Below are 13,468 nucleotides of genomic sequence, written 5' to 3' on the forward strand. Positions count from 1 at the left end.
CACCGGGAAGGTCGTACAACCATTCGCGTGCCTGCCGTGTCACACGAATGAACATGGCCAACCCATCGGAGGAAGTCTCGATGTCATTGATGAAACGCCGCGACGAGCGCGCCCCGCGCCGAAAGCACAGAAGGCCGGGCATGCAACTGTCGGCCATGGCCGCCGCGCTCTTGGTCGCCGGCGGGCTGACCGCCTGGTCGCTCACGCCGGAGAAAGCCGACGCGGCGCAGGAACCGGTGGCCGCGGGGGACGACTTCAACGGCGACGGTTACGCCGATCTCGTCTCGGGTGCTCCGGGCGCGAGCGTGGCCGGCAAGGAGCAGGCGGGCTACGTGGCGGTGACGTACGGCTCCGGCGACGGTGTCGACCCCGCCCAGAAGAAGGTCGTGAGCCGAGCGACGAGCGAGGTGCCCGGAGCGGCCGAGGCCAAGCAGCGGTTCGGGAAGACCTTCAGCAAGGGCGACCTGGACGGCGACGGCTACGGCGACCTCGTGATCGGCTCGGACAAGGCCGCCTCGGGCAGCGTCGTGCTGTGGGGTTCGCCGGATGGTCTGCGGGACGGCACCGCCATCGACGACTACGGACGTACGCCGCAGGTCGGCGACTTCGACGGGGACGGTAAGGACGACCTCGCGCTGTTCGCGGACGCCGAGGTGGCGGGCGACGACCCGGTGAAGCAGGACACGAACCTGTGGAAGGGTCCGATCTCCCGCGCGGGCGAACCGGCGGAGCGCCTGGACTTCTGGGACAAGTCCGAGTGGTGGGGCTACGACCACGACAACGCCGAGTGCGCCACGGACGACAGCTGCATCGACGGGCCGGACTCAACCAGCGGGCCCGTCGCCGCCAAGGCCGTCGGCGATCTGAACGGCGATGACGTCGAGGACCTGGTGCTGTGGCTCTACGAGGGTGACGGAGTGTGGGGCACCCACGCCATGCTCGGCGGCGCCACGGGCTTCACCAAGGGCGGCTCGGTCGGCGACTTCGGGACCTCGGGAGGCGACGCCGCCACGGACGTCGGCGACGTGGACGGCGACGGCTTCGACGACGTGGTGGTCGGCAGCAGCGAGGACACCAGCAAGGTCACCGTCGCCTTCGGCACGTCCGAAGGCCCCTCGCAGGAGCGCGTGCAGAGCTTCGACCAGACACTGCCGGGCTTCTACGGCGCCCAGGAGAAGGGCGACCGGGTCGGTTCCTGCGTCGCGGTGGCCGACGTCACCGGGGACGGCCGTGCGGAGGTGGCGCTCGGCATCAGCGGCGAGGACTTCAGCGACCTGACCAACGCCGGCACGGTCGCGCTCCTGCACGGCACCGACAACGGTGTCACCGGCGAGGGCAGCCAGGTGCTGAACCAGAACACCAAGGGTGTGCCCGGAGTCGCCGAGAAGGGCGACGAGTTCGGCTCGGCCTGTGCCCTCCTGGACACCGACGGGGACGGCCCCGGTGACCTGGCGGTCGCCGCGGAGTCGGAGAACTCCGACGCCGGAGCCGTGTGGTCGCTGCGTGGCAGCGCAGACGGCCTGACCACGGAGGGCGCCTCCGCCTTCGGGCCCGGCGACCTCGATGCACCCGAGCGTGCGGCGCGGTTCGGCCACCACCTGAGCTGAGCCAGGCCAGCCGGCCAAGGGGCACATATCAGGCGCCGCGACAGCGGCCGGCGGTGACCAGCGGTGACCGGGCCCCGCACTCGTCACTCACGGGTGCGGGGCCCGTACGCGTCCCCGGACGATCCCTGTTCGGCACCCTGGCACACCAGTACGCTGTGCCGGAGCCACTGACAGTCGCGGAGGCACACGCCGATGGGGGAACCGACGTTCGGAGTGCTGGGGCCGCTTCAGGTGCAGGCCGGGGGCGCGCCCGTGCACATCGGCGGACCGAAGCCGCGCGCCGTCCTCGCGACTCTGCTGCTTCAGCCGGGTGCCTTCGTCTCCCTCGACCAGCTGACCGAGGTGCTGTGGCCGGGCGCCGCGCCCAGGTCCGCGGTCGCCAACGTACGTACGTACGTCCGCGCGCTCCGTCAGGCGCTGTCCACAGCGGGCGCTGACACCGAGGGGCTGCGCACCCAGTCGTCCGGTTACGCCTTCGACGTGGCACCCGGGGACATCGACCTGCTCCTCTTCGAACAACGCCTGGACGCGGCACGCCTGGCGCGGGACCGCGGGGACGACACCGCCGCGTTGCGGGGCTACGAGTCCGCGCTGGGCCTGTGGCGTGGCGGTGTGCTGGCGGACGTGCCGGCCAGCGTGCTGTGGCAGCCGACCGTCACCAGGCTGGAGCAGGCACGGTCGGCCGCGGTCGATGAGTGCCTGGAGGTACGACTGCGTACCGGGGACTATCCGCAGTTGGTGGCGGAGTTGCGCGCCCGACTCACCGAGGACCCGCTGCGTGAGGACCTGTGGCAGATGCTGGTGCGCGCGCTGCACAGCTCGGGGCGCACGCGGGAGGCTCGGTCGGCGTACGCCGAGGCGGAACGCGTCCTCGCCGCCGAACTGGGCATCGAACCGGGCCCCTCGTTGCGCGGCACCGGCGAGGAGGTCAACGGCTACGTCCGGCGTCGCCGCGCGACGACCCCGGCCCCGGTGTGTCAACTGCCGATGGACGTGCCGGACTTCACCGGCCGTGCGGACGAGGTCGACGCGCTGCGGCGGCTGTTGTCCACAGCCGGGCAACAACCGGTCGTCGCGGTGCTCTCCGGCCCGCCGGGATCGGGGAAGTCCACGCTCGCGCTGCACGTGGCGCACCGGATGAGCGACTCCTTCCCGGACGGCCAGCTCTACGTCCACCTGGGCGGGATGAGCGACCAGCCACGCGAGCCGAGCGACGTGCTCAGCGAGTTACTGCGCGACCTCGGCGTCATCGACAGCGCTATCCCCGCCGAACTGTCCGAGCAGGCCGCGCTGTTCCGCTCCCGGCTGGCTCAGCGGCGCTTCCTCGTGCTGCTGGACGACGCCGCCGGCAGCGCCCAGGTGCGCTCCCTGCTGCCGGGCACCGGCGGCTCGGCCGTGCTCGTCAGTTCCCGCCGCCGGATGCCGGCCCTGCCCGCGCACCATCTGCGTATCGGGGTGATGCGACGTGACGAGGCCCGCGCGCTGCTGGGCACGATCATCGGGCCGGCCCGGCTGCGGGTGGAGGAGGCGGACGCGGACCGGGTGCTCGCCGGGTGCGGCTCGCTGCCGTTGGCCGTACGGATCGCCGGCGCCCGGTTGACGAACCGGCCAGGCTGGACCGTCGGCACCCTGGCGGACTTCCTACAGAGCGAGCGGGGCCGGCTGGACCAGCTCCAGACGGGCGAGATGGAGGTGCGGGCCAGCGCCGAGTTGAGCTACCGACACCTGTCCGAGGGTGCCGCCACCGCCTTCCGCGCCTTCGGGCAGTTGCCCGACGAAGCGGTCGCGGGGTGGCTGATCGCGGTGGCGACGGGCAGTACGACGGAGGCCGCCGAGGAGTTGGAGACCCTCGTCGACGAACACCTGGTGGAGGTGGTGGGCACCGATCGGCTCGGCACTCCGCGCTTCCGCATGCACGACCTGCTGCGCTGCTACGCCCGGGAACTCGCCGACACGGACCGGTCCGACGTGGGCCGACAGCACCGACTGCGGGTCGTCGACAGCCTGGTCACGCTCGCCCGCGCGGCGAACGCGGCCATGCCCACGCGCTTCCTCGGACTGCTCGGGGAGCCGGGCACGCCGAGCGGGCCGGCGGCCGCGCTCGAGACCGCGGTCCGTGCCCAGCCGGTGGAGTGGTTCGAGACGGAGCGCCGCACTCTCGTCGCCTCGGTCGAGTCGGCCCTGCGGGACGGCCATGTCACCCGGGCCGCCGAGCTGGCGATCGAGCTGGCGAGCTTCTTCGACATGCGCGGCTACTACGGTGACTGGCTGCGGACCCATCAGCTGGTGTACGAGGCGATGCCCGACACCCCGGACGTACGAGCGGCGACCCTGCTCCGCAACCTCGGTCAGCTGCATCTTTACCAGGACCGGTACGCCGAGGCGCTGGCGGCCTTCGACACCGCGCACACGGTCTTCGTCCAGCTCGGGCACCCCCTGGGCGCGGCGCTCGCCGCGGTCGGGGCGGGGTCCGTGCACCGGCAGTTGGGCGACCTGGAAGCCGCGCTGGGCACGTTCGAGGCCGCGCTGCACGGCTTCGGCTCGGTAGGCGACCGGCACGGCGAGGCGGTCGCGTACAACGCGGTCGCCTCGGTATGGCTGGAGCGGGGCGACTCCGCCGCGGCAGCGCCGTGGCTGGACGGCGCCCTGGCACTGTCCCGGGAGGTCGGTGATCTGCACCGGGAGGCGCAGGTCCGCCGGCGGCTGGCGGTGTCGTACGAGTTGCGCGGTGAACCTCGTGCCGCGCGTGCCGAGTTGGAGCGGGCACTGGGCATCTTCGACGAGTTGGCTGACGCGCACTGCGCGGCGTACGTGCAGCAGAGCGTCGGGGAGTTGTGCCTGCGGCAGGGGGACGCGGGTCAGGCGTCGGCGCTCCTGGTCGACGCGCTGGCCGTACAGCGGCAACTCGGTGACCGCCGGGCCGAGGCCCGGGTGGCGTGCCTACTGGGCGAGTTGCACCACTCGCGGGGGCGGGAGCAGAGCGCACGGCACTACTTCCACCACTCGCTGTCGGCCTGGCGCCGGCTGGAGGCCGGGGACCAGGCCGAACTCGTGGACGCGAAGCTGCGGTCACTGACCTGACGGCCGGGCACGCCGCCGGATCACCTGGTCGTGTGCCGTGGGTCAGCCGCACCGATTCCTGCTGGTCTGGTAGCGGGTCTTGTAGTCGCTCCACCTGACGCCCTGTACGACCGCGACGACGACCGACCCACGGTGGATCTGTTCGTAGTGTAGATGCGCGGAGATGTCGTACTTCGCGGAGGACTTGCCGACCCGGCCGATCTTCTGACCCACCCGGACCTTGTCGCCCTTCTGGACGGCGCGGGTCTTCAGGTGCGCGTAGCGCGTCTGCCAGCCGTCGCCGTGACCGATCACGATGGTGTTGCCGTAGCCGGTGTTCTTGGAGTAGTAGGAGGCGAGGACCTTACCGCCGGCGCTGGAGAAGACCCGCCGGCCGTAGTCGTCCCGGTTGCCGTTCGCGTCGTAGTGGTTCCAGTCGACGGAGTGCGCCGGGCTGTGTCCCTTCCAGTTCGCGCCGCGCCAACTCTGCCCGCACTGGAAAGGCATCTTGAAGTTCGGGCGGCTCGCGTTCATCGCGGCTTCGGAGTGCGCGTTCGCCGCGGCTTCGGAGGAGGTGTCCTGTGGAGCCGCGACGACGACCGGTGCCGTGACCACGACGGCGGCCACGGCGCCCGCGCTCGCCAACAGACGACGGGAGTGTCTCTGCATGCTCTTCCCCTTGTGGTAGGTGACCACGTGATTCAAGGGGTCGGACATACAAAGCGGATACAACCACGGGGTCGCCACCGCGCGACACGGGTGGCGACTCCCACGAGACTTCCGGCTCGGCTACGGCTGCTCCACGCAAGCGCGGGGGTGTGGCTCCGGCCGTCACTCCCCGGAGTGTGGGGAGCGGTTGTTTCCGGAGTCGCGGTCGGTGTCGGCGGCCCGTTGACGGGGCAGCCAGTCCCCCGCCCAGCCACGGAGGCTCGGCTCGTCCAGCGCGGTGACCCAGAGATCCACCAACGAGGCGGCCTCGGCACCGGGGGTGGGACCGACTCCGAGCACCCGCAGGCCGGCGCCTACAGCGGACCTGATCCCGGCCTCCGAGTCCTCGATGGCCAGCGCTCCGGAGGGCGCCACCCCGCACAGTTGCGTGGCAGCGCTGTACGGGTCCGGGTACGGCTTTGGCCGGACGCCGTCCCCGGGGACCACGATGTGCGCGAAGTGGTCCAGCAGGTCCGCCGTGTGCAGACAGGACTCCACGATCTCGTACGGGCAGTTGCTCGCGACGGCGAGCGGCGCGAACCGTCCCAGGACGTGGACCAGTTCGACGGCGCCGGGCATGGTCACGGGATTCTCCGACACCAGTTCCGTGAAGTGGGCGAGCAGCCGTTCGGCCATCCCGGCCGCGAGCGACCGCCGTCCGGCCTCCTCGGCCATGAGTTCCGCGCACTCGGTGTAGTGCATGCCTTTCGCCCGTTCCGCGAAGCCCGGGCCCGCGGTGAGGCCGAACTCCTGCAGAACACGGGCGCGGGCGTCCTGCCAGTGGCGTTCAGTGTCCATCAATGTGCCATCGCAGTCGAAAACCACTGCCGCCGGCACCCAGGACAGAATGCTGCGTACTGCCATTCAACTCTCCGTTCCGAAAAAACCAGTGACGCCCGTTCGAAGATGTGGGCAACTCGGTGCACCACCAGGGGCGTAAAGAGCCGCTCGAGGAGATATTGGCGTCAATCTGAGATATGCCGGACGCTTTCCTGTACTCACTCGAGGCGATAGCCCGATTAACGTCGCAGAGGTGCCATTAATGCGTCAAGGGAACCCTGTTCTGGGTTATTGTGTGCTTTTTGGCGGCGGTGGCCGCCGAACCCGCTGGCGCATCGACCCAGCGACCGCAAGGGGGAGCCGGGCGCACGACCCGCGCCCGCACCCGCGCGCTGTCCGCCCGCCTGCGAACAAGCGGCAGCTCAGTCCCCGCACGCCGGGGGACGCGGCCCATGCGTCACGCCGTGGCGGCCACGCCGGTCGCGCCCGTCCTTCGCTCCGCCCGACCGTGCGGTATGGCCGTTTTACGCCCCCGCGCGCGCGGCGCCCGTACGGGCTCGGCACGCGCGGGGCGTACGCAAATCCGCGAGTTGTGTCAATTCGCGCAGTGCGGCGTCCCGTACGGTGATTTCTTTTGCACGAACCGGCTACCGGGAGATCCGTACTCACTCGAAAGATAGGCGGTCGGACAACTCGAGAGTGAAGCCATCCCTCTGAATTTGACTCGGACGAGGGAAAGAACAAGTCGAAACCACCTTTACTGACGTCACTTCCGCAATTTGTCTAATCTGCTGACTTACCCACGGTACGAGTGAAGCCGCATTCCGACTGGCCGGACGTCTCCCACTCCCCCGGCCGTCGCTTCGGGTCGCGTCCGTCCGAGCGCCCGGAGAGCCCGAGCGGATCACCGCCACCCACCCCGAGCGGCACCGCGTACGCGACCCACTGGCCCGTGTCGACCGCGCCCGGAGAGCGCCGACGGTGATATCCGCTACGCACCCGAAGGCTTGACATCGCAGCTGCGACTTGTAAAGAAGTAGCTGCAAACGGACGGTACGGACATGACGAATCCGAACAAAGCACCCATCAAGAACGCACGTATTCGCCATAAGCACCAAATCAGGAGGTCACGGCCTCACGATCTCGCCGCGACCGCGGAGACATCGTGATCCACAAAAGCTGTTACCGTGCCTAAGATTTGCGGGCTCAAAGAACCCGCTCTGTTTGTGAACGCCCCCGGCTCCAGCAACGACGCTTCCCGGGGCCGTAGCTGGAGTCCCTCCTGCCCGCTGCGCCCGTCCTGCCGCGGTCCGCGGCCCGCGCGGGACACAGCCCGAGCGCCCCGGTCGACGCACCGGGGGCCACGGCTGTCGTCCGGACTCCACGAGTCGAAGGAGTGGTGCGTGTGGATGGCATGGAAACAGCTCAGTTCAGCGCCGTGGTCGTGCTCGGTCTGTTGGTCTTCTTCTACGGTGGGACCTTCCTGCTCTCGACCCGCATCGGCAAGAAAACCGAGAACGCCGACGGCTACATGACCGCCGGCAACAACATCGGCTTCGGCATCTCCGCCGCCAGCATGACCGCGACGTGGATCTGGGCCTCCTCGATGTACGCCTCCGCGACATCCGGCTACACCTACGGCATATCGGGGCCCATCCACTACGGGCTCTGGGGCGCCCTGATGATCCTGTTCATCTACCCCTTCGGCAAGCGCATCCGCTCCGTCGCCCCCAAGGCCCACACGCTCGCCGAGGTCATGTACGCCCGGCACGGCCGCTCCAGCCAACTGATGCTCGCCGGCTCCAACATCGTCGGCTCGCTGATCAGCCTGATGTCCAACTTCATCGCCGGCGGCGTGCTGATCTCGCTGCTGTCGCCGTTCAACTTCACCCAGGGGGTCTTCGCCGTCGCCGCGGGCGTGCTGCTCTACACCCTGTGGTCCGGCTTCCGCGCCTCCGTACTGACCGACTTCGTGCAGGTCGTCGCCATGCTCGGCGCGGTCGCAGTGATCGTGCCGTTCATCTTCGTCGCGGCGGACTTCCCGGCCGCGTTCGAGACCGGCGCGGACAACCTGACCCCGCAGCAGGGCGACTTCTTCTCCAGCGAAGCCTTCATGGAGCAGGGCGCCCCCTACATCGCCGCGGTCCTCGCGTACGCCATCGGCAACCAGACCATCGCGCAACGCCTCTTCGCCGTGAAGCAGAGCCTGATCAAGCCGACCTTCGTCACCGCGACCATCGGCTACGGCGCGATGGTGATCGGCGTCGGCATGCTCGGCGTGCTCGCCCTCTACCTCGGCTTCGAGCCCAGCGGTGGTGACCTCAACAACCTCATCCCGGAGATGGCCGCCACCTATCTGCCGCCGGCGCTGCTCGCGGTGTTCTTCATCATGATCATCGGAGCGCTGTCCTCCACCGCCGACTCCGACCTCTCCGCCCTGTCCTCGATCATGATGGCCGACGTGTACGGGCAGAACGTCACCGGCAAGGAGAAGGCCAACCCCAGGACCATGCTGCTGATCGGCCGCCTCACGATGGTGCTGGCGACCGCGGCCGCAGTGGCCTTCGCCAGCCTCCAACTGAGCATCCTGGACCTGTTGGTGTTCGTCGGCGCGCTGTGGGGCGCCCTCGTCTTCCCGGTGCTGGCGAGCTTCTACTGGGAGAAGGTCACCAGCAGGGCGTTCACCCTCTCCGTGCTCAGCGCCCTGGCGGTGTTCCTGCCGGTGCGTTTCAGCTGGATCTCCGTGGACGGATTCTTCGGCCTCGTCGTGGACGTGCTGTCGATCATCGGCGTCGGTGTCGTGCTCGGCCTGATGGTCTTCGGCTTCCTGGGCGCCAAGCCGGCGAGGATCGTCGGCGCGCTGGCCGTGGTGCTCACCGCGCCGTTCGCCATCGGCTCGCTGCACGAGTACGCCACCCTGTCCGGCTCCCTCGTCGCGTACTCGGTGAGCACGGTCGTCTGCTGGGCGATGTCGGTGGGCAACAACGAACGCTTCGACTTCGCCGTCATCGCCGAGCGCACCGGTGACTTCGACGACGGGTCCGCCGCGGCCACGGCCCTCTCGGAGGACGCCGCACCCGCCGCGGCCGGAGCCGGCACCCCCCGGCGGCGATCGGGAGACGCCGAGGATCCGGACGGCGATCCCCAACCCACAGGCAGCAAGTGAGTGGAGGAGAGACCATGAGCAGCTTCGCTCTCAGCGCGTACATCCTTATGTGGCCCGTCATCGTGGCCATCGTCCTGTTCGTCATCAGCCGCGCCTTCTTCCGCGAGTGGGCCGAGGCCCGCCGGAACGGCGAGGGCATGATCTGAGCCGCCCCGTGGGCCGGCTCTGCGGGCCGGCCCACACCGGGCCGGCCCGGTTGTGGCTCCACGCCTCCCGGCCAGTGAGGGCGCGAGCGCCGAGCCCGACATCACACGCCCAGCAGGGTACGAAGATGCGCGCATGCCGCCGCCTCCGTGGAGTGTTCCTCCACCGGTTCGTACGACCCCCGCTCGAACACCCCCGTCACCCAGCCGCCGCCCGGCAGACTACGCAGGTAGAGGAAGTCGGGTGGTGTGGGCACTGGTTCGTGGACGCCCTCGATCCAGTAGTGCTCGTCGGGCACTCCGGCATCCCGGAGCGCCCGTTCGAGTATCCGTCGGTGCTTCACGTGGTGACGCGAGCCAGATAGCCGTGCTCCAGCAGCCACTTGACGTTCAGCCGCTGGCTCTGGCCGGGGTCGAGGAAATCTGGTTCCAGCTTGATCTGCTGACCACCGCCCGGCTGTTCGAACCAGGGGGCGACGGAACCCTGCCAGACGACGAACGGTTCGGTCACCTCGTACACGTGGTAGTCGCACGGGAAGGTCGCGTCCCGGGTGTTGAGGTTCTGCGGCGGGAGCGCACGCTTGGCGTACGGATCTCCTGCCGGGGCGAGGTACGAGCCGTACTCGGAGCCGAAGCGGTCCAGGAGTTCGCCTTCGTCCAACCGCTCGGGGGCCTTGTCCACGATGCCGTTGACCTCGGCGAAGCCGTCGTGGGGCGGGTACTTCCAACTGCCGGTGTCGGCCGGCCCCTCCCAGTACTTCCGCAGGAACTCAGCCGAGGAGAGTTCGCCCGTACGCTGATAGTCGACGAGCAGCGGGCCGACGGGCCGCCGCGACTTCGGCGGCAGGTGCTCCGGGCCAAGCCGCTCGTCACCTTCGAACGCTCCCGTGCAAACGGCCGGAGGCGCCGCGCCCGCCGATGGCACGACAGGTCCAGTTGGGGCCGCCTGGGCGGTCGGGGCAGCCGCGAGGGCGATCGTGACGCCCATCGTGGCGAGGACGCCACGGATCTTCAGATCGGTACGACTTCGCTCCACGCGGGTCTCCTTCGGTGCGACTGCGCATCAGTGGCTGCACACCGTAACGACTGGCATATGTGGAGTGACACGATTCCGTGGGTGATTCAGCCGTCCGTGTGTCGCGTCCGCTCTGTCGAGCCGCGACGCGAGGGGCGTCGGGCCACCCTCCGCGGCACCCTCCCGGTGCCTCCTCGGTTGGAGGTGCCTCAGCTGTCCCGCAGAGTGACGGTGAGGGTACGGCCGTACGCCTGGTGCGTCGGGAAACTCAACAGGGTGCCGCCCGCCGCGGGCCGCGCCGTCACCCCCAAGCCGGCCGACTCGGCACGCAGCCGCCGGCCACGGAGCAGAACGGTCAGCCGGTCACGCTCCATCGTGGGATCGGAGACGGCCACGGTGATGCGGTCACCTCGTACGCCACGCCGGCCCGCGTCCTGTCCGTCCGCGTGGCGTACGAGGACCGAGGCGGGTCCGTCGATCCGGAGCCCGGGGAGCTGGTGCTGACCGGGGGTGAAGGAGTTGGCCGCGGTGAGGCCGAGCCGGGCGTGCCGTACGGCCTGCAGCTTCGGGGAGTTGGCGAGCACCGCGACCGGGTCGCGCCCGCCGTACGCCCGCAACGTGCGCTCGGTGGCGTGCGGGACGAGCGCGTAGGCCAGGGCAAGCGGTCGGGCCCCCGGCTCCTGGCGGAACGAGGCGTCGAAGACCCGGCGGGTCACGGAGGTGTCCGGGTTCGCCGTACGGACCGCCCGGCGGCTGCGGGTCACGGACCCCAGCGCGACCGTGACCGGGGGCGTGTCGAGGAAGACATAGCCCACCGCGGTCTCCTGGCTGTGGTTGGCGTAGCGCAGCCAGCGGAGCCGGCCGGTACCGGTCCCGTTCCACGCGCCGCCGTCGGTGCGCTCGCCGGTCAGGGTGAGGCGGTCCTCGGGCGTGGCGACGCGGGCGTCGACGGTGGTGGTGACGGCGCGCTCGGCGCCGTCACCGACACCGGCCGCGAGCACGACGATCTCGTCGTCCAGCAGGAACCACGACTTGGTGGCGGTGGCGTTGCGGTAGACGGCGAAGTCCTCCGGGAGGCGGTCCCGGCGGGCGTACGCGACGTCGTCGGACTGCACCATCGCCGCCACGCCGTAGGTGTCGAGCACGGCGCCGCCGGAGTGCCTGTTGGTGCCGCGCGGGAAGTAGACGTAGGTGTTCTGCGCCTCGGAGGAGGCGGTGAAGTGCAGGGGGTGGTCCGGATTGTCGTAGTACGGCTTGCCGTACAGGTCCGGGATCGACCGACGCTTCTCGACCGGGGCGGTGACCCCGGCGAGACCGTACGGCGAGACGGTCGTGTAGTAGTCGACGCCGTACGCCCCGGTCTGGTCCTGCCCGGCGAGGTAGAGGTGGTGGCTGCCGTCGCCCTGGAACCAGGGCAGCAGGTTCTCGCCGCTCATGTACTCGTACTTGCTGATCCGGTCCGAGCTGCGGGCGAGCGCGAAGGCGTATCCGGGGCGCCGGTGCACCGTACGGTCCATGGCGTTGAACGCGGTGCTGCGGGCCGCCGGGTTCAGGTCGGCGGGCGGGACGGAGTCGTCGGCGAGCAGGTCTGCATAGCGCGCGACCGTCAGCGGGGAGACGAAGCGGGACGAGTCGGGCGCGTCGTGCGAGGTGGTGTGCAGGTGCTTGACGTAGCTGAGCAGGGCGGTGGCGCGATCCTCGGCCGCGTAGGCCGCCAGGTCGGTGACGGCCTCGGCCACCTCGGCGGTGTCCTCGTAGCCACTGCCCGTGCGGGAGACCGCGCGGCCCTTGACGATCTCCATCATCCAACCCTCGAAGATCACCGGGGCGAAGCCGTCGGTCACCCAGCGGTCGACGACCGGGACCAGGGCGGAGCGGTCGAGGTAGCCGGAGCCGTCGAGGACCTTGAGGGTCTGCACGACGCGGGTCAGCAGGCCGGTGCCGTACGAGCCGGTGTAGGCGACGGAATGGTGCTGGATGAAGGAGCCGTCGGCGTAGTAGCCATCCGTGACGCCGTGTTGGAGGTCGTACGGGTCGACGGTGGCGTAGACGGTGAGCTGGTCCTCCAGGGCCTTGCGGACCCGGTCCTCGCCAGCGGATCCGCCGAGCAGGGCGCCCTGGAGGACGCGGTTGGTGGTGATGTCGGCGAGGTTGGCGCCGGTGTGGAAGCGGGAGTCCAGGTCGACGTCGCCGTCCTTGCCGTTGCGCAGGTAGGCGTCCATGGAGGCGACGTACGTACGGGTCAGCTCCGGCCGCTGCCGCGCGACTTCGTCGGCGAGCAGCGCCAACGTCGCGGTGGCGCTGGTGGAGATACCGATCTCCCAGATGAACCAGTTGCCGTAGTAGCCCTTTGACTGGTCCCCGTAGTAGCGCTCGTGGAGCCAGCTGAGGCCGTCGATGACGCGGCGCCGCACGGCGCCGGTGTCCGGGTGACCGGGAAGCGGGTCGAGGCCGGGCGTGCGGGTGGCGAGGGCGATCTCGTACAGCTGGGAGAAGCTGCTGTCCAGGTTCGCTTCGCTGGTGCCGAGCGGCAGCCCGGCGAACAGCTCGCCTTTCCCGGCCTTCTCCATGGCCGCCAGGTGGGTACCTGCGGCCTCGGCGATCGCCTTCAGCTTGCCGGCCGTGGCGGGACGGGAGTTGGAGGCGGACGTGCCGGCGAACATCGCCACGGTGTTGGTCAGCACCCGGTCGAGTCCGGTGGCGGCGCCCGGAGCGTCGTCGTCCGCCGCGTGGGCGGGGGTCACCGCCGCGTGGGCGGGGATCACCGCCGACAGGCCGGTGGCGGACAGGAGAGACAGCACGTGTCTCCGGGTGAACTCCATCGTGACCTCCGTCCGGGGCCCCGTGCCCCGCAGGGGAAGTCTGCGACCGATCGGCACGTTTGAGAAGCGTTCGAGAAGCGGAAGGGCGCGGCCGCGGATTTGGGCGCGGTCACCGGTGACAGCCGACTGGCAGCGAGATGACAGACCACCCCGGGATGCTCCGGCAC

The 13,468-nt window shown here is 70.0% G+C and carries 9 protein-coding genes; 4 read left to right on the forward strand and 5 right to left on the reverse strand.

Annotated elements, in window-relative coordinates:
• The first annotated feature begins 80 nt into the window (after window positions 1–80).
• Both AN216_RS09545 and AN216_RS09550 read left to right on the forward strand, forming a co-directional pair.
• Window positions 81–1,607 (forward strand): integrin alpha, encoded by a 1,527-nt coding sequence (locus AN216_RS09545; RefSeq protein WP_070196205.1) that lies wholly within the window; start codon window positions 81–83, stop codon window positions 1,605–1,607.
• A gap of 192 nt (window positions 1,608–1,799) precedes the next feature.
• Complete coding sequence (locus tag AN216_RS09550) at window positions 1,800–4,688, forward strand: AfsR/SARP family transcriptional regulator (RefSeq protein ID WP_070196206.1); 2,889 nt, start codon at window positions 1,800–1,802, stop codon at window positions 4,686–4,688.
• A gap of 42 nt (window positions 4,689–4,730) precedes the next feature.
• Here the strand turns inward: AN216_RS09550 and AN216_RS09555 are convergent, their stop codons facing one another.
• Both AN216_RS09555 and AN216_RS09560 read right to left on the reverse strand, forming a co-directional pair.
• Entirely contained in the window at window positions 4,731–5,384 is a 654-nt protein-coding gene (locus AN216_RS09555; protein WP_244502384.1) for a M23 family metallopeptidase, read from the reverse strand.
• A gap of 114 nt (window positions 5,385–5,498) precedes the next feature.
• Window positions 5,499–6,239, reverse strand: a complete 741-nt coding sequence (locus tag AN216_RS09560; protein ID WP_070196207.1) for an HAD family hydrolase — start codon at window positions 6,237–6,239, stop codon at window positions 5,499–5,501.
• Between the two features lie 1,330 nt (window positions 6,240–7,569).
• On the opposite strand from AN216_RS09560, the gene AN216_RS09565 reads away from it, so the two are divergent.
• Both AN216_RS09565 and AN216_RS29615 read left to right on the forward strand, forming a co-directional pair.
• Entirely contained in the window at window positions 7,570–9,321 is a 1,752-nt protein-coding gene (locus tag AN216_RS09565) for a sodium:solute symporter family protein (protein WP_107401944.1), read from the forward strand.
• A 14-nt stretch (window positions 9,322–9,335) separates the two neighbouring features.
• Window positions 9,336–9,467, forward strand: coding sequence for a putative transporter small subunit (locus AN216_RS29615; protein WP_212732690.1), 132 nt, complete (start codon window positions 9,336–9,338; stop codon window positions 9,465–9,467).
• Between the two features lie 101 nt (window positions 9,468–9,568).
• Here the strand turns inward: AN216_RS29615 and AN216_RS09570 are convergent, their stop codons facing one another.
• The 3 genes from AN216_RS09570 to AN216_RS09580 form a co-directional block, all read right to left on the reverse strand.
• Complete coding sequence (locus tag AN216_RS09570; protein ID WP_070196209.1) at window positions 9,569–9,808, reverse strand: hypothetical protein; 240 nt, start codon at window positions 9,806–9,808, stop codon at window positions 9,569–9,571.
• Window positions 9,805–10,452 (reverse strand): TNT domain-containing protein, encoded by a 648-nt coding sequence (locus AN216_RS09575; protein WP_070196304.1) that lies wholly within the window; start codon window positions 10,450–10,452, stop codon window positions 9,805–9,807. The genes AN216_RS09570 and AN216_RS09575 overlap by 4 nt, the downstream gene beginning before the upstream one ends.
• A gap of 236 nt (window positions 10,453–10,688) precedes the next feature.
• Window positions 10,689–13,301: a polysaccharide lyase family 8 super-sandwich domain-containing protein gene (locus AN216_RS09580; RefSeq protein WP_070196210.1), complete on the reverse strand. Its 2,613-nt coding sequence runs from the start codon at window positions 13,299–13,301 to the stop codon at window positions 10,689–10,691.
• Window positions 13,302–13,468 lie beyond the last annotated feature (167 nt).

Source organism: Streptomyces oceani, assembly GCF_001751245.1.
GTDB classification, from domain to species: domain Bacteria; phylum Actinomycetota; class Actinomycetes; order Streptomycetales; family Streptomycetaceae; genus Streptomyces; species Streptomyces oceani.

Coding starts and splice junctions, on each gene's coding strand:
- AN216_RS09545 (WP_070196205.1), top strand. CDS start 81: ATGTCATTGATGAAACGCCGCGACGAGCGCGCCCCGCGCCGAAAGCAC.
- AN216_RS29615 (WP_212732690.1), top strand. CDS start 9,336: ATGAGCAGCTTCGCTCTCAGCGCGTACATCCTTATGTGGCCCGTCATC.
- AN216_RS09560 (WP_070196207.1), bottom strand. CDS start 6,239: ATGGCAGTACGCAGCATTCTGTCCTGGGTGCCGGCGGCAGTGGTTTTC.
- AN216_RS09580 (WP_070196210.1), bottom strand. CDS start 13,301: ATGGAGTTCACCCGGAGACACGTGCTGTCTCTCCTGTCCGCCACCGGC.
- AN216_RS09575 (WP_070196304.1), bottom strand. CDS start 10,452: ATGGGCGTCACGATCGCCCTCGCGGCTGCCCCGACCGCCCAGGCGGCC.
- AN216_RS09555 (WP_244502384.1), bottom strand. CDS start 5,384: ATGTCCGACCCCTTGAATCACGTGGTCACCTACCACAAGGGGAAGAGC.
- AN216_RS09565 (WP_107401944.1), top strand. CDS start 7,570: ATGGAAACAGCTCAGTTCAGCGCCGTGGTCGTGCTCGGTCTGTTGGTC.
- AN216_RS09550 (WP_070196206.1), top strand. CDS start 1,800: ATGGGGGAACCGACGTTCGGAGTGCTGGGGCCGCTTCAGGTGCAGGCC.